The 21,485-nt window shown below is 67.5% G+C and carries 21 protein-coding genes and 1 pseudogene; 7 read left to right on the forward strand and 15 right to left on the reverse strand.

The window, feature by feature from the left end:
- Positions 1 to 107: 107 nt before the first annotated feature.
- The 3 genes from MUG95_RS05035 to MUG95_RS05045 all read right to left on the reverse strand — a co-directional run bounded on the left by MUG95_RS05035 (position 108) and on the right by MUG95_RS05045 (position 3,105).
- Positions 108 to 1,556 carry an NAD(P)(+) transhydrogenase (Re/Si-specific) subunit beta gene (locus tag MUG95_RS05035; protein WP_247009982.1) on the reverse strand — a complete coding sequence of 483 codons (1,449 nt, stop codon included), beginning with the start codon at positions 1,554 to 1,556 and terminating at the stop codon, positions 108 to 110.
- Position 1,557: 1 nt separating this feature from the next.
- Positions 1,558 to 1,842: an NAD(P) transhydrogenase subunit alpha part 2 gene (locus tag MUG95_RS05040; protein WP_247009983.1), complete on the reverse strand. Its 285-nt coding sequence runs from the start codon at positions 1,840 to 1,842 to the stop codon at positions 1,558 to 1,560.
- A gap of 63 nt (positions 1,843 to 1,905) precedes the next feature.
- Complete coding sequence (locus MUG95_RS05045) at positions 1,906 to 3,105, reverse strand: Re/Si-specific NAD(P)(+) transhydrogenase subunit alpha (RefSeq protein ID WP_247009984.1); 1,200 nt, start codon at positions 3,103 to 3,105, stop codon at positions 1,906 to 1,908.
- Between the two features lie 311 nt (positions 3,106 to 3,416).
- On the opposite strand from MUG95_RS05045, the pseudogene MUG95_RS05050 reads away from it, so the two are divergent.
- Positions 3,417 to 4,613: pseudogene (locus MUG95_RS05050) on the forward strand (FAD-dependent oxidoreductase); the annotation flags it as partial.
- Between the two features lie 83 nt (positions 4,614 to 4,696).
- Positions 4,697 to 5,260 carry a phage head morphogenesis protein gene (locus MUG95_RS05055; protein WP_247009985.1) on the forward strand — a complete coding sequence of 188 codons (564 nt, stop codon included), beginning with the start codon at positions 4,697 to 4,699 and terminating at the stop codon, positions 5,258 to 5,260.
- A 23-nt stretch (positions 5,261 to 5,283) separates the two neighbouring features.
- Here the strand turns inward: MUG95_RS05055 and MUG95_RS05060 are convergent, their stop codons facing one another.
- Entirely contained in the window at positions 5,284 to 5,550 is a 267-nt protein-coding gene (locus MUG95_RS05060) for a hypothetical protein (RefSeq protein WP_247009986.1), read from the reverse strand.
- Positions 5,551 to 5,676: 126 nt separating this feature from the next.
- On the opposite strand from MUG95_RS05060, the gene MUG95_RS05065 reads away from it, so the two are divergent.
- The 3 genes from MUG95_RS05065 to MUG95_RS05075 all read left to right on the forward strand — a co-directional run bounded on the left by MUG95_RS05065 (position 5,677) and on the right by MUG95_RS05075 (position 7,907).
- Entirely contained in the window at positions 5,677 to 5,973 is a 297-nt protein-coding gene (locus MUG95_RS05065; RefSeq protein ID WP_247009987.1) for a hypothetical protein, read from the forward strand.
- A gap of 43 nt (positions 5,974 to 6,016) precedes the next feature.
- A complete protein-coding gene (gene gfcR, locus MUG95_RS05070) occupies positions 6,017 to 6,655 on the forward strand; it encodes a transcriptional regulator GfcR (protein ID WP_247009988.1) in 639 nt (212 codons plus the stop codon).
- A gap of 70 nt (positions 6,656 to 6,725) precedes the next feature.
- The gene (locus tag MUG95_RS05075; RefSeq protein WP_247009989.1) at positions 6,726 to 7,907 is read left to right on the forward strand and encodes a PAS domain S-box protein; all 1,182 of its coding nucleotides are present in this window, start codon (positions 6,726 to 6,728) and stop codon (positions 7,905 to 7,907) included.
- A 30-nt stretch (positions 7,908 to 7,937) separates the two neighbouring features.
- Here MUG95_RS05075 and MUG95_RS05080 read toward each other — a convergent pair whose 3' ends face one another.
- Together MUG95_RS05080 and psmA are read right to left on the reverse strand one after the other, a co-directional pair.
- Positions 7,938 to 8,648, reverse strand: a complete 711-nt coding sequence (locus MUG95_RS05080; RefSeq protein WP_247009990.1) for an Ntn hydrolase family protein — start codon at positions 8,646 to 8,648, stop codon at positions 7,938 to 7,940.
- On the reverse strand, positions 8,645 to 9,385 hold the full coding sequence (gene psmA / locus MUG95_RS05085; RefSeq protein ID WP_247009991.1) for an archaeal proteasome endopeptidase complex subunit alpha: 741 nt from the start codon (positions 9,383 to 9,385) through the stop codon (positions 8,645 to 8,647). The genes MUG95_RS05080 and psmA overlap by 4 nt, the downstream gene beginning before the upstream one ends.
- A 130-nt stretch (positions 9,386 to 9,515) precedes the next feature.
- Between psmA and MUG95_RS05090 the strand changes: the two genes are divergently transcribed.
- A complete protein-coding gene (locus MUG95_RS05090) occupies positions 9,516 to 9,923 on the forward strand; it encodes a GIY-YIG nuclease family protein (RefSeq protein WP_247009992.1) in 408 nt (135 codons plus the stop codon).
- 48 nt (positions 9,924 to 9,971) lie between these two features.
- Complete coding sequence (locus tag MUG95_RS05095; protein WP_247009993.1) at positions 9,972 to 10,274, forward strand: hypothetical protein; 303 nt, start codon at positions 9,972 to 9,974, stop codon at positions 10,272 to 10,274.
- Between the two features lie 3 nt (positions 10,275 to 10,277).
- Here the strand turns inward: MUG95_RS05095 and MUG95_RS05100 are convergent, their stop codons facing one another.
- The 9 genes from MUG95_RS05100 to pstC form a co-directional block, all read right to left on the reverse strand.
- Positions 10,278 to 10,631 (reverse strand): hypothetical protein, encoded by a 354-nt coding sequence (locus MUG95_RS05100; RefSeq protein ID WP_247009994.1) that lies wholly within the window; start codon positions 10,629 to 10,631, stop codon positions 10,278 to 10,280.
- On the reverse strand, positions 10,628 to 13,015 hold the full coding sequence (locus MUG95_RS05105) for a penicillin acylase family protein (protein ID WP_247009995.1): 2,388 nt from the start codon (positions 13,013 to 13,015) through the stop codon (positions 10,628 to 10,630). Before MUG95_RS05105 ends, MUG95_RS05100 begins: the two co-directional genes overlap by 4 nt.
- A 63-nt stretch (positions 13,016 to 13,078) precedes the next feature.
- The gene (locus MUG95_RS05110; RefSeq protein ID WP_247009996.1) at positions 13,079 to 14,434 is read right to left on the reverse strand and encodes a sulfatase; all 1,356 of its coding nucleotides are present in this window, start codon (positions 14,432 to 14,434) and stop codon (positions 13,079 to 13,081) included.
- A gap of 105 nt (positions 14,435 to 14,539) precedes the next feature.
- Positions 14,540 to 15,760 (reverse strand): MFS transporter, encoded by a 1,221-nt coding sequence (locus MUG95_RS05115; protein WP_247009997.1) that lies wholly within the window; start codon positions 15,758 to 15,760, stop codon positions 14,540 to 14,542.
- A gap of 753 nt (positions 15,761 to 16,513) precedes the next feature.
- A complete protein-coding gene (locus MUG95_RS05120; protein ID WP_247009998.1) occupies positions 16,514 to 17,566 on the reverse strand; it encodes a PhoU domain-containing protein in 1,053 nt (350 codons plus the stop codon).
- A complete protein-coding gene (locus MUG95_RS05125; protein ID WP_247009999.1) occupies positions 17,566 to 17,748 on the reverse strand; it encodes a hypothetical protein in 183 nt (60 codons plus the stop codon). Before MUG95_RS05125 ends, MUG95_RS05120 begins: the two co-directional genes overlap by 1 nt.
- Before the next feature lie 4 nt (positions 17,749 to 17,752).
- Complete coding sequence (pstB, locus tag MUG95_RS05130) at positions 17,753 to 18,658, reverse strand: phosphate ABC transporter ATP-binding protein PstB (RefSeq protein ID WP_247010000.1); 906 nt, start codon at positions 18,656 to 18,658, stop codon at positions 17,753 to 17,755.
- 2 nt (positions 18,659 to 18,660) lie between these two features.
- The gene (gene pstA / locus MUG95_RS05135; protein WP_247010001.1) at positions 18,661 to 20,283 is read right to left on the reverse strand and encodes a phosphate ABC transporter permease PstA; all 1,623 of its coding nucleotides are present in this window, start codon (positions 20,281 to 20,283) and stop codon (positions 18,661 to 18,663) included.
- The gene (gene pstC / locus MUG95_RS05140) at positions 20,283 to 21,410 is read right to left on the reverse strand and encodes a phosphate ABC transporter permease subunit PstC (protein ID WP_247010002.1); all 1,128 of its coding nucleotides are present in this window, start codon (positions 21,408 to 21,410) and stop codon (positions 20,283 to 20,285) included. Before pstC ends, pstA begins: the two co-directional genes overlap by 1 nt.
- Between the last annotated feature and the right edge of the window lie 75 nt (positions 21,411 to 21,485).

Here is a 21,485-nt window from a genome sequence, read left to right on the forward strand (position 1 = left end):
ACCACATCCCCATCGGTCCGTGGCTTGGTGGGCGAGGGCCGTTTTGCGTCCGCCGGTCATCGGACACAGAGTGGCGAACAGGTGGCACTCACTCCGTCTCGACGCTCTCAGTGGTTCTCCTTGTAGTGGTTGACCAGTTCCTGCATCGACTCCTTGGCGTCGCCGAACAGCATGTTGGTGTCGTCCTCGGCGAACAGCGGGTTCGCAATCCCGGAGAACCCGGGGCTGAGGCTCCGCTTGTTCACGATGACGGTCCGGGCGTCCGAGACGTTCAGCACCGGCATCCCCGAGATGGGACTGCCGTCCGCCTCGTTGGCCCGCGGGTTCACCACGTCGTTCGCTCCGGTGACGATGACCACGTCCGTCTGTGAGAACGTGGGGTTGACCGCCTCCAGTTCCCGCATCTTGTCGTAGGGCACGTCAGCCTCCGCCAGCAGGACGTTCATGTGGCCCGGCATCCGGCCGGCGACGGGGTGGATACCGAACTCCACGTCGACGCCGTTCTCGTCCAGCAGTTCGACGAGTTCGGCGACGGCGTGTTGGGCCTGCGCGACGGCCATCCCGTACCCCGGGACGACGACGACGCGTTCGGCGGCGTCCAGCAACATCTCGACTTCCTCGGGCGAGGTGGTCGTAATCTGGCCCTCGTAGATGTCCTCCATCTCCTCGCCGTCGCCGGCCTCCTCGCCGAACCCGCCGAGGAAGACGCTGGTCAGCGAGCGGTTCATCGAGTTGCACATGATGACCGTCAGGATGAGGCCGGAGGCCCCGACCAGCGTCCCGGCGACGATGAGCGCGGTGTTGTCCAGCACGAATCCCGTCGTCGCCGCCGCCAGCCCCGAGTAGGAGTTCAGCAGGGCAATGACGACGGGCATGTCCGCGCCGCCGATCGGCACGACGAGCATGACTCCGAGGACGGAGGCAGCCACGACGACGAACCAGTAGGACGGCACCCACGCCGCCAGCGGCGTCGCTCCGAGCAGGTCCGGTTGCAGGACCAAGTACACGCCGCCGGCGAGGGCGACGAGCAAGAGCAGGAGTTTGACGACGTGTTCGCCGGTGTACCGAATCGGGTCGCCCAGCACGCCGTGGAGTTTCCCGGCGGCGACGAGGCTCCCCCAGAACGTCACGGAGCCGATGATACCCGCGAGCACCGCAGACCCCGCCACGTCGAACGGGAGCGCGCCGGCGGCACCGAGGTCGGCGAACTGGTCGGTCAGTTCCGCGCCAGCGACGAGGACGGACGCCCCGCCGCCGAACCCGTTGAACAGGCCGACGAGTTGGGGCATCTCTGTCGTCTCGACGGTCATCGCCAGCCACGTCCCGATGGCCGCACCGAGGACCAGCGCGGCCAGCAACACGAGCGGTGAGAGAATGTCGAACCACAACACCGTGACGCCGACGGCGAGGAACATCCCGAGCGCGGATATCTTGTTGCCCCGCACCGCTGTCCGCGGGTGCGTCATGTCCCGAAGTCCCTGAATGAACAGGACGGCGGCGACGAGGTACGCGAGCGAGAGGACCGAATCCGGCAGTCCACCGAGCACGCCGGCCATGTCAGTCCCTCCCTCCGCGGCCGAACTGGTCGAGCATGAAGTGGCTCACGAGGTAGCCGCCGACGACGTTGACGGTGGCCATGACCACCGCGACGAACCCCAAGATGGTGGCGAACGTCGTCTCCCCGGCACCCGCCACGACGACGGACCCGAGCAACGTGATGCCCGAGATGGCGTTGGCCCCGGACATCAACGGCGTGTGGAGGTTCGTCGGAATCTTCGTGATGACCTCGTAGCCCACGAAGGCAGCGAGTACGAACAGCGTCAAGTTCTCCACGAACGTCATCGGCCCACCTCCGGCGGGTCGCCACTCGCGTCACGTCCGGCCCGAGCGCGGGGTTTCCGGCGGTCACTCGCCATCCGTGCCCTCCGTCGTTTCGTCGCCGCCCGCTTCGTCGTCGGGTTCGTCGTCTCCGTCACTCCCGTCGTCTTCTCGTGGGTTGCGGACCGTGCCATCGTGTGTGAGTAGCGTCGCGTCGACGATTTCGTCCTCGGTGTCGATGTCGAGTTCGCCGTCCTCGGTGATGTTGTCTAGGAAGTTCGTCACGTTGTTCGCGTACAGTTGGCTCGCGGTGTGGGTGACCGTCGCCGGGAGGTTGGTCGGGCCGAAAATCGTGACTCCCTCGTGGTGGACCGTCTCGTCTGCCCGGGTGGGTTCACAGTTGCCGCCGCCCTCGGCGGCGAGGTCGACGATGACCGACCCGGGGTCCATCCCGTCTATCATCTCCGTCGTCACGAGTTCGGGCGAGGGTTTGCCCGGAATCGCCGCGGTGGTGATGAGTACGTCGCTGTCTGCCACGACACGGGTCATCATCTCCCGCTGTTTGCGGATGAACTCCTCGTCCTGTTCGCGGGCGCGGCCCTCCTCGTCGGAGGCGTCGTCGGTTTCGAGGTCCAACTCCACGAAGTCGGCACCCAGACTCTCGACTTCCTCTTTGACCTCCGGTCGGATGTCGTACGCGCGGACGGCGGCCCCGAGACGTTCGGCCGTGGCGATGGCCTTCAGCCCCGCGACGCCGGCCCCGACGACGAACACGTCGGCCGGTTGGACGGTGCCCGCCGCGGTCATCTCCATGGGGAACATCTCCGGCAGTTCCTCGGCGGCCAGCAGGGTCGCCTTGTAGCCGCCGACGCTCGCCATCGAGGAGAGCGCGTCCATGCTCTGTGCGCGGGAGATGCGCGGGATGTACTCCAGCGCGAACGCACTCACGTCCCGGTCCGCGAGCGTGTCGAGTTCCGAATCGAGGTCGTACGGCCCAAGGAGGCCGACGACGACTTGTCCTTCCCGGTACACTTCTGGGGACTCGTCTGCGGCCCCCAGTCCGCGGACTTGCAGGAGTACGTCCGCACGCTCGAACACTGCGTCGCGGTCGGTGAGTACCTCACAGCCGGCATCACGGTAGTCGTCGTCGGCCCAGTCCGACCCCTCGCCCGCCCCGGCGGCGATGCACACTTCGTGACCGTCGTCGACGAGTTCCGCCGCCACGGGCGGAACGAGTGCCACCCGCGGCTCGTCCTCGGCCGTCTCGGTCGGAACGCCGACTATCATATCATCAACTCCACTGGTTTCGTGAGCGCGAACCCGCACGCGTGGGTTCCCGTCGTTTGGCAATCATCTATCAGCATTGTCACCACAGCGGGAGTCGTTCCCGTGGGAACCGGTCCCGTGGCCCGAGTATAAAACCCGGGTTCGGTTCAGTCGGCACCCGGCACGTACCAGGTTCGTACGGAGTGGATACGGCGCGTGCGGGCCGACAGCCCCGGTAGCGGGACGTCTGTACCGGGTCGGGCGGTACCGATAGCGGGTCACAACGTGTGGCTTCCGAGAACCTTTGTACGCCGCGCGCGGACCACGGACGGATGGCAGACACACCACACGTCCTCGTCGTCGGCGGCGGTATCACCGGGTGTGGCGTCGCCCGTGACCTCGCGATGCGCGGGGCCGACGTGACACTCGTCGAACGGGACACGATTGCCAGCGGTACCACGGGGCACATGCACGGCCTGCTCCACAGCGGCGGCCGCTACGCCGTCGCGGACCCCGACGGTGCGACCGACTGCATCGCGGAGAACCGGACGCTCCGGTCCATCGCGGGCCACTGCATCGAGGACACTGGGGGCCTGTTCGTCTCGCTGCCCGAGGACGACGACGACTACTTCGAGGCGAAAGTCGAGGGCTGTGCGGACTGTGGGATTCCGGCCGACGTACTCACCGGCCGCGAGGCCCGCGCGCAGGAACCGGCACTCGCCGAGTCGGTCGAGCGGGCCGTCTCAGTGCCCGACGGTGCGGTCGACCCGTACCTGCTAACCATCGCCACCGCCGTCGGTGCGGTCGACCACGGCGCGGAGATTCGTACCGACACGGCGGTGACGGACCTCGTCGTGGAGGACGAAGCGACGAGTGGTCGCGAGGTGGTCGGCGTCGAAGTCGACGGCGACGAGCGACTCGACGCCGACCACGTCGTCAACGCCGCCGGGGCGTGGGCGGGCCGGGTCGCCGCACTCGCCGACGTGGACGTGGAGATGCGCCCCTCGAAGGGCGTGATGACCGTCGTGGACTACGACGGGGTCCGGTCAGTCCTCAACCGCTGTCGGCCGAAGGGCAACGGCGACATCGTCGTCCCGCTCGGGGAGACGGCCGTCCTCGGGACGACCGACGAGGAAGTCGACGACCCGGAGACGTATCCGCGAGAGCAGTGGGAGGAAGACCTGCTGTTCGAGGAACTCTCACCGGTCGTCCCCGCGCTGTCGGACGCGCCGGTCACCCGGTCGTACTGGGGGGTGCGACCGCTGTACGAGCCGCCAGCGGGCGACGCCGGGCCGTTGGACCTGACGCGCGGGTTCTCGGTCCTCGACCACGCGGACCGGGACGGCGTGACGGGGTTCACGTCCATCGTGGGCGGAAAGCTCACCACCCACCGCCTGATGGCCGAGGAAACCGTCGACCACGTGTGCGACCGTCTCGGCGTCGCCGCCGACTGTCGGACGGCCACGGAACCGCTCCCGGGCCACGACGACACCGAGCGGGTGGCGGACGCGCTGGCGGCGTACGGCCTCGACGGCGCGGCACCGTGGGAGACGGGCCGCTAACCGGGAAATAGGGGCACGGTTTTAAGCCCGATGGCCGTCCTACGGGGACCATGGGACTGCGGAGTTGGCTGGACGGACTGTTCGCGGACACAGAGACGGCGGCGGGGGACCAAGAGGAGGACGGGCCGGAACTCGACGTCGACGTGGAGCGTCGGGCCGGTGCCATCATGGACCACTACGGACTGTCGGGGGAGGCGGCACGACAGGTCGCGGAGATTCTCGCCGCTGAACTGGGCCGCGAGGAGGGGTACGCCCGCACGATGATAGCCGACCGCGTGGCCCGCGAACTCGACATCGACGAGGAGCGTGCCCGGACGATAGTGGACACCGAAGTCGCCTCCGTTCGGAATCTCGCGCGCGCCGAGGCGTTCAGGCGGCAGGACGGCCGGGACGTACGGCTCCGGTGGGTCGACTCCGTGGGCCGGGACGACTCACCGGTCTGTGCCGACGTGCGGGCGGCCATCGACGAGCAGGGTGCAGTCACGCTGTCGACGCTCCGGTCGCTCCTCCGCGAAGCCGCCGAGGACCACCCCGAGGGGACGCCCGAACGCGCCGACGACCTGATTCCCCACGAGGGCTGTCGGCACACCGTCGTCCGGCACATGGAGGGGTGAGGACACCGTCGCCGTAACTCCGGTCACTCCTCCTCGTTCGACTCTTCGAGCATCTCGTCCAAGTCGCGCCGCAGGTCGTGCCGTTCGTCGTCGATTTCGGCGTTGACGCGCTTGAGGTAGATGAGAAAGACCATCACCAGCGCGCCGAGTGCCGCGAGGATACCCGCGCCGCCGGCGAGGACACTCCCCACCGGCCCCGCAGTCGCCGCCACGACGAACAGCAGCGCCGAGAGGAACAGAAGCGCGACGACGGTCGGCGTGTCGACGAACCGTGCGAGCGTCCGCCACATACGACGGCTTGGACGGGCCGACGGCTTCAACCTTCTGACACTGGCTGTCGGTGCGGGTCGAGATTGGGCGGTGTATTTTTTCGCTCGTGAGTTAACTTTTTGTCTGCGGGTCGCGAACACGCTCATATGTGCCGGATATCGATTAGCCGGTCGCTGGCCGCGCGGGTGGGTACCCACGAGGCGAGCGTCGGCGTCCACGAGGGTGATACCGTCCGCGACATCGTCGAGCGGCTCGCGGACCAGTACGGTCCGCAGGTCCGGTCCGGGATGCTCGACGGCGACCGTCTCCGGTCGGACGTCATCGCGGTCCGCAACCCCGATTCCGACCCGGAGTCGGTGACGGCCGACTCACCGCTCGCGCCGGGCGACGACCTCGAATTCCACCTCACGTCCGAACACGAGAAGGTCGGCACGTCCGCCTGATTGCGGGCAAAAGACATTACCGGGGGCACTCGAACGGGGGTGCATGAAGACTGTCGACGACTTGGCGACCAGCGCGGCCGAACTGGCCGAGCAAGGACTCTCGAAGGGGGAGATAGCCGACGAGCTCAACGTCTCTCGGGAGACGGCGAGTTGGCTCGTCGAACACGACGACGCCGGGTCGGCGGTCGACACGCGACCGGACGCGGCGGGCGGCCCCGGCGACATCCACGTCGACTGGAGTACCGTGGGGCGGGACTCGACCCGACTCTGGCACGTCGGGGCCGCCATGGCCGACCTACTCGGTACCGAAGACACCACTGTGGACCTCACGGTGGGTATCGAGAAGGCGGGCGCGCCGCTGGCGACGGCCGTCGCCCGCGAACTCGACACGGACCTCGGCACATACACGCCACGCAAACACCAGTGGGACGACGACGACATGGCCGAGTTGGGCGGGTCGTTCTCGCGGAACTTCGCTGGTATCCGCGGCCGGGAGTGTTACGTCGTCGACGACACCATCACCAGCGGGACGACCATGACCGAGACCATCGAGGCCGTCCGCGGCGAGGGCGGGGAACCGGTCGCCTGTGTCGTCCTCGTGGACAAGCAGGGGACGGACGAGATAGCGGGCGTCCCCGTCCACTCGCTCGTCCAAGTCATCCGCGTCGGCGAGGACGGCTGACCGCGGCGTTCGGCCTGTCCGTCCCCGGGGAGTATCTATTAGACAGAGGAGACACAAACGGGGGGAACGGATGCGTGAGTCGGACAGCGGAACCGCCGTTCGGGTCCTCCACGTCGACGACGAGGCCGCCGTGGTCGAGTTGGCCGCGGAGTTGCTGGAACGCGAGAGCGACCGGCTCACAGTCAGCACCGAAACGGACCCCCGGAACGCCGTCGACTACGTGGCGCGTGAACCCGTCGACTGCGTCGTCAGCGACTACGACATGCCCGGGATGAACGGTGTCGAGTTTCTCCAAGCGGTCCGCGAGCGGAAGCCGGACCTCCCCTTCGTTCTCTACACCGGCAAGGGGAGCGAGGAGATAGCGAGCGAGGCCATCAGTGCCGGTGTGACGGACTACCTCCAGAAGGAGACCGGGACCGACCAGTACGCGATTCTGGCGAACCGCATCGAGAACGTCGTCGAGCAGCACCGCTCGAAAGAGCAGTTGGCGCGGACCCGCCGTCGGCTCGAGACGCTCGTCTCGAACCTGCCGGGCATGGCCTACCGCTGTACGCCCGGTGACCCGTGGGCGATGTCGTTCGTCGGCGGCCGCGTCGAGGCGTTGACCGGCTACACCGCATCGGAACTCTCGGGCGGGACAGTCACGTTCGGCGAGGACCTCATCGTCGACGAGGAGCGTGCCCGCCTGCGCGAGCGGGTCGAGACGGCCGTCGAGCGGGGAGACTCCTTCGAGGTCACGTATCCCATCGAGACGCGCGACGGGACGGAGAAGTACGTCTGGGAGCAGGGGACGCCGCTGTTCGAGGACGGCGAGCCAGTGGCACTCGAAGGCCTCATCGTCGACGTGACCGACCGGAAGTCCGACCAAGAGGAACTCGAACTGAAGAACCGCGCGCTCGACAGCGCGCCCGGCGGCGTCGTCATCACGGACCCGACGCGTGCGGACAACCCCATCGTCTACGCGAACGACACGTTCTGTGAGATGACGGGCTACGCCGAGTCCGAGGTCCTCGGCCGGAACTGCCGCTTTCTCCAAGGGCCGGACACCGACCCCGAACTGGTCGCCGAGATGCGCGCCGCTGTCGAGGCTGGCGAGTCGACGTCGGTCGTCCTCCGCAACTACCGCAAGGACGGGACCGAGTTCTGGAACAACGTGAGCATCAGTCCCGTCACCGACGAACTGGGAGCCGTCACCCACTTCGTCGGCTTCCAGCGGGACATCACGGCGTGGAAGAGCGGCGACGGGCAGTAATCGGCCTGCGTCGCCCGCGGAACCGCCGGGTTACAACAGGTCGTCGTACTCGTAGGTGTCGATGTCGACGCCCTCGCCAGTCACTTCCGCGATGACGAGACCGTTGCCCGACCCGGTGTCACGCTCGGCGGCGGCGTTGACCGCTTCCGCGGCCACCGTCGTCGCCTCCTCCATCGAGAGGTCGTCCTCGTAGAGACTCTCCAACGTCCCGTAGGCGACGGTCAGCCCGGACCCGGTGACGGTGTAGTCGTCCTTCATGACGCCGCCGGCGGGGTCGATGCTGAACACGTGGCTCCCCTCCTCGTCGACCCCACCGAGGATGGGGTTGATGGCGAAGAAGGGGCCGCCGCGGGCGTAGTTCCCGGCGACTGTCGCCAGTGCCGAAATCGAGATGTCCTCGCCTCGGCGCGTCTCGTAGAGGTTGGCCTCCGCGCGGAGGTTCCGGATGAACGACTGGGCACCGCCGACGCTGCCCACGAGCGTCAGGGCCGCGTTCGGGTGGACCTGCTCGACCTTCTGGACGTTCTTGTTGGAGACGAAGCGGCCGCCGAGCGACGCGCGGCGGTCGGTGCCGACGACGACGCCGTTCTCCGTGGCGATGCCGACGGTTGTCGTCCCCGTCTTGTTGACCGTCTCCTCGTCTCGGTCGCTCGCCGGAATCGTCCCGAGTTCCGGTTCGTAAGGGTTCTGGAGGCCGTCCTCCAAGCTAGGCTGGGCCGTCGGGTCTAGTGGGTTCGTCATTCTTCCTCACCTCCCACGTCGATTTCCTCGACGTACGTCGCGATTTCGTCTGTCGTGTGCTGGCGGTACTGTTCCGTCTCGACGTCGACGGTCCCGAGGGCGACGCCCTCGGGGTCGAGTTCGTCGTCGCCGACCGTGGCGAGACCCCGGAGCGCGAGGTCGATGCCGCCGTCCAAGTCGAGGTCCTCGCGGTACTCCTCCTCGAAGAAGTCGATGAGGTCCTCGCGGTTACCACCGACGGCGAGTGCCTGCCACTCGTAGGGCGTCCCCGAGGGGTCCGTCTCGAACAGGCGCGGTTCGCCGTTCTCGATACCACCGACGATGAGCGCGACGCCGAACGGGCGCGCGCCGCCCGTCTGCGTGTACTGCTGTATCTGGTCGGTGATGTCCTTCGTCAGCGACTCGACATCGATGGGCTCGTCGTAGCGCAGGTGGTTGACCTGTGCGTCCTGCCGGGCGAAGTCGATGAGTTGCCGGGCGTCGGCGACGTGGCCGGCACTCGCGATGCCGATGTGGTCGTCGATTTTGTGAATTTTCTCGACGCTCGACCGCTCCAGAAGTGGAGAGCGAACGCGCGTGTCGGCCGCGAGGACGACACCCTCGTCGGTACGAACACCGACGCTGGCCGTCCCGCGCTTGACCGCTTCGCGGGCGTACTCGACCTGATAGAGACGTCCGTCCGGGGAGAAGATGGTAATCCCCCGGTCGTACGCCTGCTGTTGTGATTGTCCCTGCATAGTTTTCTCGAAAGCCGGGGTTGGCCTTCACCTCCGGTTAGTGCCACCCGTATTTAAGCCCGTTCGTAGTAGCAAGTGACACCGTAACCGGACCGCAAGGCGGATTTGTGATGGAGGCCGGTGTCCCGGTGTGACACAGGGAACGTACACCATACTGGTCAACCTTCCGAAAGCGGCGAGGGTCGCCGTGGGCGCGCTCGGCGAGGTCGCGTTCGACGCTGGCTGGTACGCCTACACCGGGAGCGCGTTCGGTCCCGGCGGGTTCGCCCGCGTCGACCGCCACCACGAGATGGCCGCCGGCGACCGCGACACCCGCCACTGGCACGTCGACTACCTCCTCGGGGACACGCCCGCCAGCATCGCCACCGTCGTCCGCACGCCCGAGGACGACATCGAGTGTGCCGTCGCGCGCGCCGTCGGCGAGGTGGGCGCGGCCGTCGACGGGTTCGGAGCCTCCGACTGTGACTGCGCCGCCCACCTCCACTACCACGCCGAGCGGAAACCGTTGCTCGACGCCGTGAAGGGCGCGCACGGGTAGCGGACCGTCGCAGAAAGGTACTTACCGCGGTACATCGTACCACACCGCATGGAACGCGGCACGGAACGCGAGCGCGAAGCCCTCCGCAAGCGGTGGGACGAACTGGCCGCGCGGCGGCGCGCGACGACGCGGTTCCTGCGTGGTCTCGCCGCCGCGGTCGTCGGTCTCGTCGTCCTCTTGCTGGCGGCCGGGAGCGAGGTGTGTCTGTTCACGCCCGGTGGCGCGTCGCGGGCGTGTACCCCCGTCGGGTCGGCCCCGGCCACGCTGGCGTTCGGCGTCGTCGGGAGCCTCGCCCTCGGCGCGGGCCTGTGGGTGTGTCTGACCAGCGTCGGCGCGCTGGCCGACCGCTGACGGTCAGACCGCCGCCCGAACCAGCGACCCGAACAGCGGGAGGCCGAGCGCGCTGGCGACGGCGACGTAACTGACGGGTGCCATCTCCGGGAGGAGTGCGGCGTCCCCGCCGAGCGTGACGGCGAAGACGGCCAACACGAGGCCACCGAACCCGAGTGCCGCGAGGACGCCCCGGCGGAGCGTCGGGGAGACGAGCGCGACGAGTGCCCCGCCCAGAACGAGACCGGCCCAGTGGCTCCGGGCGGCCAGCAGTCCGACTCCGGTCGCCATCGCGAGCGCGGCGAGGTGTTTGGACCGGTCGGCCCGGATGTCGCGGAGCGGCCGCGTGACGCGTGCCACCGGGTCGTCGTCGCTCACGACTCCCCACCCCCGAAGGAGACGCGAGTCTCGCCCGCCATCTCCCGGGTCATCGGCTTCTGCTCGTTCGCCAGCCACGCCCGGAACTGGTCGTCGTAGTGTTCCGAGAAGTAGTCGCCCGAGTTGCCGCCGGGGAGGACGGCCGTCGCCGGTCCGCCGGGTTCGACCACCATCCGCCAACTCGACCCCACGGCCGAGCCGGGCCGGAAGTTCCGCACCGTCGCCCGCGACCCCGGGGCGGGCAGGTCGGGATAGTTCAGGAACGACGCCTGCCCACCGAACGGATGGGTCACGACACCCGTCGAACTCCAGTCGCCGTACGTCTCCCAGCCCTCGTCCTCGATTTCCGCGAGCGCGGCCTCGACGGCCGCGACCAGCGTCTCCTCGCGGGACCGCTCCCCGTAGAACGGGCCGTCCTCGGGGAGACGCGCCAGCACCCAGTCGTTCGGATAGAACGCCTCGTCGAGGGCCGTGCCCTCGAACGCCGGGTCCAGCACCAACCGTCTGAACTGGTCGAGAAAGCGCGCAAAGAGGAGCGCGCCCCGCGAGTCGGGGACCATCCGACGGTCCCACGAATCGAGCGTCTCGGTCGCGTCGGTCACGCGCTCGCTCGCGTCGGCATCTGCGACGGCCGCGAGCAGGTCCGGCAGGAAGTCCGCGGCGCGTCCGTCGCGGGTATCGCGCTGGAGGTCACGGTGGAACGCGGGCGTCACCGGGTCGTCGCTCGCGACCCGCCGGTCGAGTCGCTCGTAGATGCGCGCGCCGCGGTACGGCATCGCGTAGTCGACACCGACGTACGGGTCCCGGGCGTCGGTGACCCGCTGGTTCGCCGTCGCCAGCACGTCCGGGTCGATGGCGTGGGGCTTGTCCTCGAAGGGGACGAACCCGTCCCACGACGACTCTCCGAAGGGGGTGAACCCCTCGCCCCACTCGCCCTCGCCCGCCGACCCGTCGAACACGCGGTCCCCGCGGACCTCCTCCCCGTCGGTCCGCCGGACCGGGAGTTGCCCCGTCGCGTAGTACATCGTCCGGCCGTCCGCGTCGGCGTAGACGAGGTTCTGTGTCGGCAGGTCGAACTTCCGGGTCGATTCGCGGAGGTCTGCCAAGCCCTCACTCTTTCCGTACTCGTAGATGGCTTCGGTGGTTCGGGTCGCCGTGTGGCCGACCCACGCCACCCCCACCGTCTCGCCCTCGCGTTCGAGGACCGGCCCGTGGACCGTCTTGCGGACGGTCTGTGTGCGGTCCTCGCCGTCGGCGACGGGGATGGTCACCTCTTCCGTCTCGAACTCGCGCCACTCGCCCCGGTAGCGGTACCGCTCGCCAGCCTCGTCTATCTCGTAGCGGTAGCAGTCCAGTACGTCCGCGCCGACGTTCGTGAACGACCAGACGCCGGTGTCGTTGGCCCCCGCGATGACGAACGGGACGCCCGGGAACGTGGCCCCGCGGACGGACCGCTCGGGGGTCTCGACGTGTTGTTCGTACCACACCGGCGGGGCCATCAGCGAGAGGTGCGGGTCGTAGGCGAGTAGGGGAGTCCCGCTCTCGGTGTGGTCGCCGGAGACGACCCAACTGTTCGACCCGACGCCCGGCGGTGACTCGAACTGCGAGAAGTAGCGCGCCACGTCCGCGCTGACCGCCCGTGACTGGTCGGGACCGGCACTCTCGTCCCCCGCGTCACGGTCGACGGACTCCCGCAGAATCGGGGTGTCGTGGTCGAGGCGTCGGGGGAACAGCGCGGCCGCCGCCTCGGGGCCGAGTTCGTCGGCGGCCACGGCCGCCCGGAGCGACCGGAAGCTCCCCGTGAGGTTCCACGCTATCTGTTTCGCCATCAGCATCGAGTCCGTCGGCGTCCACGCCCGTGGCTCGTAGTCGAGCAGTCTGAACTCGATGGGGAGCGGTTCGTTCTCGATGGCCGCGTTCACGCCGTCGGCGTACGCCTCGGCCAGCGGGGCCGCCTCGGTCTCTGAGACACGCTCGGTCCACGTCGCCTCGGCGGCCCCCGCGAAGTCCATGGCGACGTTGAACTCGTCGCTCTCCAGCGTCGCCTCGCCGGCCACCTCCGAGAGTCGGCCCCGCATCACCCGCCGCTGGAGGTCCATCTGGAAGAGTCGCTGAAACGCCTGCACGTACCCGACGGCAAAGTACGCCGCCGGTTCGGCGTCGGCTTCGACGTGTGGCACCCCGTCGTCGTCCACCCGGAGCGTCGCCGGGCCGTGGGGGCTCTCCACCGAGTCGGGGAGCGTCCGCCCCGCCGACTCCCACACGTCGCCCGACGGCACCGAGAACCTATCGAGGAGGCTCTCCGCCGAGGAGAACGTCAGCCCACCGATACCCGCCGCGAGGGCCGCCGCAACGACGGCCCGCCGTGTTGTCGAGACTGTCAATACTGCGTCCAGCAGTCCATGGCTATTGATTGTTATGTCCAGATTGGACGGCGACCCGTGGACTCAGAGGTAGCCCAGACTCTCGAGTCGCGCTTCGAGGTCGACGTCTTCGAACTCGTCGGTCTCGTACTCGGCCATGTCGGCCTCGCCCTCGGCGAGCGGTGAGATGTCGAGATGTTCGCTCCGCTCGGCGACGGCGTCGATGACGGCCGTTGGGTGGGCCTCGATGGTCCGCTCGTCGGTCACCTCCGCACGGCGGCCGCGGACGACGGCACTGTAGGTGTCCTCCCCCCACGCCGCACGCTTGTACACCGTGTCGCCGGGGCCGTCCTCGTAGACGATTGCCGCCGGGCGGCGGAACCGCTCGGGGTGGTCGGTGTGTTGGTCTGCCTTCGCCGCCGTCTGCCCGTCCGGCGGTGCTTGGTACGCCGTCGTCCGGCCGTTCTCGGGGACGAACCAGCCCGCGTCGTCCGTCGCGCCGTCGAACGCGGCGAGGACGGCGTCGGGGAAGTTCGCGAGCGTCGCGAGCGAGGTAACGGTCCGCCCCCGCGACTGGCCGGGTGCTTTCACCACGAGCGGGACGTGGAACAGTTCCTCGTGGGTCCCCATCCCGTGCATGATGGCGGGTGGCTCGGCGGGGACGTGGGCCGGTTCGCCGAACCCGTCGCCGTGGTCCGCGGTGACGACGACGAGCGTGTCGTCCAGTTCGGCCCGGGCGTCGAGTGCCCCGAGGAGTCGCTTCAGGACGGCGTCGGCCTGCCTGATGGCACCGTCGTAGAGCGGTTCGAGGAGGCTCCCGACGACGGGCGGGATGCGACCACCGTAGACGCCCCACTCCCACTTGATCGGGAGTTCGTCGTGGACGCGCCGGGAGAGGGGGTCGCTCCACTCGTCGGACGCCTCACGCGTCTCGTATGGCGTGTGCGCGTCCATGAGGTTGACGCAGGCGGCCCACGGCCCCGCCCGGTCGTCGACCCACTCGGTGAACCGGTCGGCGTACCAGAACCCGTCGACGCGCTTCCGTGTCTCGTCCGGGTCGTCCACGTCCGTCGAGTCGGGCCGTTCGGTGACGACGTTCTCGAAGCAGGCCCGCAGGTTCGACGGGTGAATCGTGAGATAGGGGTTCTCGGTGAACACCCCGGTGTCGTACCCCTCCCCGGCGAGGAAGTCGAAGACGGTCTGGCCGGGTTCGAGTCGCTCCGTGATGCAGAGTCGATGCCCCTCCGAGGGGACGCCGGTGAACAGGCTCGCGTGTGCCGGGAGCGACCAACTCGCCGTCGTCCGGGCCTGCGTGTACGTCGTCGCCGATTCGGCGAACGTCGAGAGAAACGGCGTCGTCTCGCGCCGGTGTCCGAGCAACGAGGTATTCTTCGCGCGAACACAGTCAAGCACGACGAGCAACACGTTCGGCGCGTCCATTCGGTATTCGTTGACAGGCGTCTGACGAGCATACCTGTTTCGTCCTCGGAACAGTCGTTACGGCGACACGTCCGCCGGGGCAACCGTGGACGACGGCGGTGACGGCTACGCCTCCTCACCGTGAGGAGCGGGCAACAGCAGCGTGGCGAGCGTGGCGACCAGCGCGAGGCCAGCGAGCAGGAAAAAGGCCTCGTCGAACAGGTCCGCGTCGGCGAGTATCCCGACGGCCGTCGACCCGAGTGCCCCGACGAGCAGGTAGAACGTCCGGAGCAGACCCAGGCCACTGGCCTGTCCCTCGTCGGGCAGTGCCGCGACGGTGTAGGAGAAGACGATGGGCCAGAACCCCAACTGCACGCTCAACGCGAGGACCAGCGGGACCAACACGAGTCCGCTGGGGACGAACGGGAGCGAGAACACCGTCACGGCACTGGCGAACAGGAGGCCCGTCATCGCCCGCCGCTGGCCGAACCGGTCACCGAGGTTGCCGCCGACGACTTGGAAGACGACGCCGCCGGCGAAAAAGAGGCCGAACAGCGTCGCCGCCACCTGTTCGGAGACCGATTTCGCCTCGACCAAGTACGTCGGGAGGAACGCCGTCACCCCTTGATAGGTGAAGAACATCACCGTCATGATGGCCGTCGCGAGCAAGACCCGCCGGTCGCCGATACCCGCGAGGACAGTCCGTGCGTCCTCCCGGAACGACGTGGTGCCGTCGGCCTTCCCGGCCGCCGCCGGGACGAACCGCCAGACGAGACCGAGGCCGAGTACGAGCAACGGCACCGCGAACCAGAACCCGTACGCCCAGCCGACGGCCGCGGCGAGGCTCCCGGCGACGACCGGTAAGAGCGTGGTGCCGGCGTTGCCCGCGGCCGAGACGAGGCCGATTGCCGTCCCGTCCCGGTCGGGGTAGACGGCCGAGAGGACGGTCACGCGCGGCGTCCCGTAGATGCCGGTTCCGGCACCGAACAGGACGATACCGAGGACGAACGCTGCGACGGTGGGTGCGGCCGCGAGGAGCGTCACGCCGCCCACGCCAGCACCGATGCCGAGCAGCAGGACCGACCGCCCGCCGACCCGGTCGGCGATGATACCGCCCGGCAACTGCAACAGGGCGGCGACGCCGAGGAGGAGCGTGTAGAGCGAGCCGGCGATGGCGTTCGAGAACGCGAACTCCGCGCGGATGTTCGGGAGAAGCGCGGGGATGACGAGCCGCGTCCCCAACAGGAGGAACCACCCGAACCCGACGGCCACGAGTACGCCAAGTCGCTCGTCGACCAGCGGCCGCGTCCGGACGTATCGCTCGACCCGTCGCAGGCCTGAGAACACTGTTTTCCTGTCCCGGTCACGGGGCTTGAATCTTGCTCTCCCCAGTGTGAACGCGCTCCGGGTTGTGACCCGGCAAATCCGCTCGGCGGCATCGTTTTGCCACTCACGGATTGTTCGTCGCTCCGCTCCTCGGTTGCGTCGCGGAAAACGTGGGCCACTCCGGATTCGAACAACGCGAAGACGGTCCTGCTCACGATGTTGCGCGGGCTGCGACTTCTCTCGTTCAAATCCTCCTGGCTGCATCGTTTTGCCACTCACGAGGTGTTCGTGGCAAAAACGTGGGCCACTCCGGATTTGAACCGAAGACCTCCCGGTTATCAGCCCCGCACTGCTCGGGACCACTCGGTCACGTACGAGTCGGACTCACCACCGCCGACAGAACCAGATTCACGCTACTCCCGAGAAAGATTGCTGCGCTAAGTACCTAGCCGAGCGGTGCTCAGTGATTGCTATCTGGATTTGAGGTTGAGCTACAGGCTGTCTCGGTATAATCTGGCGATGCAGAGTCTGACCCTGTTCAACACCACCTAGTGATGTGTCTCAGGAACGCTGCTGAATAGAACGGACGTAGTCAACACGTTTGGATCCCACTCAAGCGCAGTGGCGATTGCGTATTGACAGGGAACATCCTGTAACTCGGATGTTGTCGGACGGCTGAGATGGTTCAGTGATTGAATAACTCTAGACGAGAGCGGGACCATCTGATGGTTCGTCACATCTCGGTCGAGTCGGTAGCCACGTGGGTGTGAGAAGTTATCTGCTGTCAGGAGGAGTTTCGAGATTCGCGGAGGGTCCCAATCGCTGGTCATTTATTTCACCTGTCTGGACAGCACTTCGGATGCGGAGTTCCGCGATGTTGCCGCCGGTCTCCGCAGTCCGTCGAAGACTGTCCATTGCGCGTACCAATCGGGGAGAGATGGTCCCGGCGTCAAGCAGGTTCGACTGTAGGGTGTCGAGCTCGTCTAACAGGTCGTCTTTGGCCGCCAGTACCTCGTAGGCGGTCTCGATGGCACCGTCGTCGATGACACACTGACTGGCGTCTTCTACGATCGTCCGTGTCGACTCGGCGATGGGTCGAACGTCCGCCGCCAAGGACTCGTCGACTGGCTCGTCGAGACGGCGTGTGACCGTCGCGATACGCTCGGCGTGGTCTGCGACACGGTCGAGTTCGCGGGCAATGGTCCGTGCCCTGAACAGTTCTGTGCGGGTCAGGTCGAGCGCGTCGACCTCGTCGAGTCGTGACAGCGACCGGTCGAAGTGGCGGTCAACGATGGCGAACAACCGGTCGGCGTCGTCGTCCCGGTGCAAAACACTGTCCGCCGTCCTCTCCCCGAGGAGGGCGGCAGTGGCTTCACGGTACATCGACAGTGTCACGAACTTGAGTTGGCGAACGGACTGCCAGATGGAAACCTCCTCGGCATCAAGCAACGTCCTGACGTGGAGGTGTGACTCCGTCCCTCCGTCGAGTGTAACCCCAGCCAGTTCGCTGGCCGCCCGGTTCACCACTCGTCGCTGGTCTCTAGTAAACGAGTCGGCGGCGACGAAGCGTATCTCTTCGGCACCAGCACTGTAGGCCGCCCGGAGCGTGTGTTCGAGACGGGCCGTCTCGTCGTGGTCCACCCGGACGCGTGCCCGGAGTGTCGCATCGTCACTGTGGCCACGTGGCTGGACGACGAGCAGGTCGTCGATGTGCGTGTGAATGTCGACGACGGATCCGGCCTCGATAGCTTGGGTGTCGGCCCACGACCGCGGGAGCGAAACCGTGTACGTGCCGCCACCGACCTCCTGTACCTTGCGCGATTCCATCAGTAGATGAGGGCAGGGTCGCTCTCGGTCATGTACAGCGTGCGAGCGGCGATGTTGGCCGCGTGGTCGCCTTCCCGGAGGGCTCGGAGCACCGTTTCGACCCGGTCGGTCACGAGGCCACCCACTGTGACCACGTCGGCGTGGAAGTCCTCGGGTGCCTCTTGGTAGATTTCGCGTGCCATAGTGTCACCCGAACTTCCCGGTGATGTAGTCCTCGACGCGTTGGCTCTCGGGGTTCTCGAATATCTTGTCGGTGTCGCCGAACTCGACGAGTTCGCCGCCGGTCAGGAAGACGGCGGTCTGGTCGGAGATGCGGGCGGCCTGTTGCATGTTGTGGGTGACGATGACGACGGTGTAGTCTTCGGCCAAGTCGTGGATGAGGTCCTCTATCTTGGCTGTGGCGATGGGGTCGAGCGCGGAGGCCGGTTCGTCCATCAGGATGACATCGGGGTCGACCGACAGACACCGGGCGATACAGAGTCGTTGTTGCTGCCCGCCCGAGAGCCCCATCGCGTTGTCGTCGAGTCGGTCTGCGACCTCCTCCCAGAGGGCGGCCTGCCGGAGCGACTGCTCGACGAGTGACTCCGCCTCGTCGCGGTCGTCGCGGCCGAGCAGACGAGCCAGCAGGCCGGTCTCGATGTCGCCGTGCTTGCGTGGGCCGTAAGTGATGTTGTCCCGGATAGACTTGGGGAAGGGGTTGGGCGACTGGAACACCATGCCGATGCGCTTGCGGAGTTCGACAAGGTCGACACCGTCTTGATAGACCTCCTTGTCGTCGAGCCGGACCGACCCGTCGACCCGGGCCGATCGGATGCGGTCGTTCATGCGGTTGAGCGAGCGCAGGAACGTCGACTTCCCGCACCCGGAGGGGCCGATGAGGGCCGTGACGCTCTGTTCGGGTATCTGCATGGTGACGCCTTTGAGGGCGTGGTCCTCACCGTAGTAGACATCTAGGTCCTCGGTGACGAGTTTTGCCTCGCCCTCGAACTGGTAGTTTGTCCAAGCGTCGCGTATCTCCTCTGCTGTCTCGCCCGTCGTCGTCTGGGGCGGGCGGTCGGTGTCGACTGTCTCTGACTGTGTGGTTTCGCTCATTGTCACTCGTACTGTAGTTTCCGCCTGAAGTAGTACCGCGCCCCGATGCCCACCGCGTAGAACGACAGGACGACGAGGAGCAGGACCAATGCCGTCGCCCACCGGAAGCTATCGGGGTTGGCGACGTTCTGGCCCAGTCCCACGCCCGCGGTGATGAGCGCGAACAGCTGGTACGGCAGTGCCGATGTCGCTTGCAGGAGTTCGGGGTTGGCGACGAACGGCGGTGCCGCGGTGAACTCGAAGCCGCCGATGACGTCGACGGTCTGTCCCCCGGGGACGAACGTCCCGCCCGCCATCGTCAGCAGGATGGGGGCCGTCTCGCCGGCGATGCGGCCCACGCCGAGGATGACGCCGGTGACGACTCCGGGCAAAGCCGCCGGGAGGACGACACTGCGGATTGTCTGCCACTTGGTCACGCCGAGGGCGGCACTAGCGTCGCGGTACTCGTCGGGGACCGACAGCATCGCCTCGCGACTCGTGATGAGCACGAGCGGCAACAGCATGAACCCGAGCGTGAGCATCCCCGACAGCAGCGACTTGCCGTTTCCGAATCGCGGGATGAGGAAGGCGAACCCGAACAGGCCGAAGACGATGCTCGGGGTGCTCCAGAGGCCGTTGGTGGCGACCTCGACGGCCTGGGTGAACCGCCCGCGTTCGGCGTACTCCGTGAGGAATATCGCTGCCCCGATCCCCAGCGGCACCGCGAACAGGACGGCCCCGACGACCAGCCAGAACGTCCCAACGATGGCGGGCAACACGCCCTGAAAGTCGTTCAGCAGTGCCACGCCATTCATCACGAACGGCAGCGACACCGGCAACTGGAACGAGAAGCCGAACAGCGTCACCGTAGGCCCGACTCCGAGTCCAAATTCCGCGCCTGCGAACACACCGGGGAGGCCACGGAAGACGGTGAACGCCACCAGAACGACTAGCACGCCGACGATGGAGAGCGCGTTCAGGTAGACGAGGACGAACGCGCCGGTACGGCGACCGCTGGCTCCGAACCCGCCGTAGGCCTTCGCGGCCGCCCACCCGACGAACAGCGAGGTGGCGAGCGTAATCGTCGGGACGACGAACCCGCCCGTCAGCGACGCCTGCTGTTCCCAGCCGAGGTTCCAGAGCCACTCCGCCCCGACGACGCCGGTGAACAGGACCAGTCCGGCTAGTATCGAAAGGGTTCCAACTGGGAGCGTAGACCCGATATCCTCACGTGGGAGCGCGGTGGCCGCGAACGCGATGGCGGCGGTGACGAGGCCGACGACGGACCCGCCGCCGGTACCGAACCCGAGCGTGACGGCTCCGACGCTAGCACCAGCGACGAACCACGGTACTGCGGCGGCGAAAGCCGCCACGAGGCCGGCACTCGGGCTCGGCGACGTGTCCACTGCATCGAGGTACGAGCCAACCCCGAACGTGACGACTGCCGTCCCGAGGAGCACCAGCAGACCGCCGAACAGGCCGACGACCGGCACGCCAGCGAGGCTGCCGGTGACCGACACTTGCCCGAAGAACGCGGCCAGCGAGAGCGCGAACAGGACGGTGGCGAGGCCGACGGTCCCGGCGGCGACGGCCTCCGTCACGTCGGTCCGGTCACTGACGAGTTCCGACTCGGCCGCGCCGGCCATCAGACCTCACCCCCGAGTTTCTCCCGCATCCGCCACTCGATGTACTGCGACCCGACGGAGATAATCAGGACGGTGACGAACAGGATGACGCCGGCGACGAACAGGGCGTCCATCTGGAGACCGTCTGCATTCCCGTAGTTGCGGGCGATGAGCGACGTGAGCGTCTCCTGGCCGTAGAAGACGTTGACCAGCGGGTCGGTGAGCCGCGGGACGCCCCGGAGCATCACCGTCGCCGCCATGGTCTCGCCGATGGCCCGGCCCACGCCCAGCAGGACCGCCGCCGAGACGCCCGAGAACGCCGCGGGGAGCGTGATGGAGGTCATCGTCTGCCAGTCGGTCGTCCCCATCGCCAGCGACCCGCTCTTCATCGACTCGGGAACGCTGCTAAGCGCGTCCTCGGCGACCGAGACCACCGTCGGCAGTGCCATCAGGCCGACGACGATGCCGACGAAGAGGTACGTCCCTTGGCCGGTCGTCCGGAACTGGTCGCTGGCCCACGGGCTCAGCAGGGTGAACCCGATGAACCCGTAGACGATGGAAGGGATGCCGGCCAAAATCTCGATACCGGGCTTGACGGCCTCCCGGACCGTCGGCGGGGCGATCTCCGAGAGGAACAGGGCGGCGGCGACGCCGAGCGGTGCGGCAACTACCGTCGCGATAACCGTCACCAGCAGCGTCCCGTGGATCATCGGGACCATCGAGTACCGGACCGGGTCGGTCACCGCGTCCCACCGGGTCTGGACGAACATCCGGACGCCCGGGACCTCGATTCCGAAAACGGTCGCCGTCTCGTAGCGCACGACCGGGACGGACTCCCGGAAGATGAACACGACGATGAGGCCGAGGATGAGCAGCGTCGAGGCGGTCATCGTCATCGTCAGTGCCCGGGCGGTCAGTTCCTGGTGTCGGAGCCACCCGTACCCGGCGGCGACCAAGAACACCGCGAAGGGGCCGACCGTCAGCGACGAGACGGCGAGAAAGCCGCCGAGGGCGGCCAGCAGTGCCACCATCATCACCGAGACAGTGACCAGCGCGCTCGTCTCCGTACGGTCGATGAACCGCCGTGCCTGCCTTCGCCAGCGTCCAATCCGCGTGCTGACCGTCGTCTCGTCGGGTTTCCGTGTCATATCGTGTAGCGTTCGGTGTGTCGTCGTCTCGTATCCAAAGAGGTAGTTCGGCTCGGTAGGTGCGCCCGCGACGGG

This window comes from Halorientalis litorea, from assembly GCF_023028225.1.
Taxonomy (GTDB): domain Archaea; phylum Halobacteriota; class Halobacteria; order Halobacteriales; family Haloarculaceae; genus Halorientalis; species Halorientalis litorea.

Coding starts and splice junctions, on each gene's coding strand:
- MUG95_RS05035 (WP_247009982.1), bottom strand. CDS start 1,556: ATGGCCGGCGTGCTCGGTGGACTGCCGGATTCGGTCCTCTCGCTCGCG.
- MUG95_RS05040 (WP_247009983.1), bottom strand. CDS start 1,842: ATGACGTTCGTGGAGAACTTGACGCTGTTCGTACTCGCTGCCTTCGTG.
- MUG95_RS05045 (WP_247009984.1), bottom strand. CDS start 3,105: ATGATAGTCGGCGTTCCGACCGAGACGGCCGAGGACGAGCCGCGGGTG.
- MUG95_RS05055 (WP_247009985.1), top strand. CDS start 4,697: ATGGGACTGCGGAGTTGGCTGGACGGACTGTTCGCGGACACAGAGACG.
- MUG95_RS05060 (WP_247009986.1), bottom strand. CDS start 5,550: ATGTGGCGGACGCTCGCACGGTTCGTCGACACGCCGACCGTCGTCGCG.
- MUG95_RS05065 (WP_247009987.1), top strand. CDS start 5,677: ATGTGCCGGATATCGATTAGCCGGTCGCTGGCCGCGCGGGTGGGTACC.
- gfcR (WP_247009988.1), top strand. CDS start 6,017: ATGAAGACTGTCGACGACTTGGCGACCAGCGCGGCCGAACTGGCCGAG.
- MUG95_RS05075 (WP_247009989.1), top strand. CDS start 6,726: ATGCGTGAGTCGGACAGCGGAACCGCCGTTCGGGTCCTCCACGTCGAC.
- MUG95_RS05080 (WP_247009990.1), bottom strand. CDS start 8,648: ATGACGAACCCACTAGACCCGACGGCCCAGCCTAGCTTGGAGGACGGC.
- psmA (WP_247009991.1), bottom strand. CDS start 9,385: ATGCAGGGACAATCACAACAGCAGGCGTACGACCGGGGGATTACCATC.
- MUG95_RS05095 (WP_247009993.1), top strand. CDS start 9,972: ATGGAACGCGGCACGGAACGCGAGCGCGAAGCCCTCCGCAAGCGGTGG.
- MUG95_RS05110 (WP_247009996.1), bottom strand. CDS start 14,434: ATGGACGCGCCGAACGTGTTGCTCGTCGTGCTTGACTGTGTTCGCGCG.
- MUG95_RS05120 (WP_247009998.1), bottom strand. CDS start 17,566: ATGGAATCGCGCAAGGTACAGGAGGTCGGTGGCGGCACGTACACGGTT.
- MUG95_RS05125 (WP_247009999.1), bottom strand. CDS start 17,748: ATGGCACGCGAAATCTACCAAGAGGCACCCGAGGACTTCCACGCCGAC.
- pstB (WP_247010000.1), bottom strand. CDS start 18,658: ATGAGCGAAACCACACAGTCAGAGACAGTCGACACCGACCGCCCGCCC.
- pstA (WP_247010001.1), bottom strand. CDS start 20,283: ATGGCCGGCGCGGCCGAGTCGGAACTCGTCAGTGACCGGACCGACGTG.
- pstC (WP_247010002.1), bottom strand. CDS start 21,410: ATGACACGGAAACCCGACGAGACGACGGTCAGCACGCGGATTGGACGC.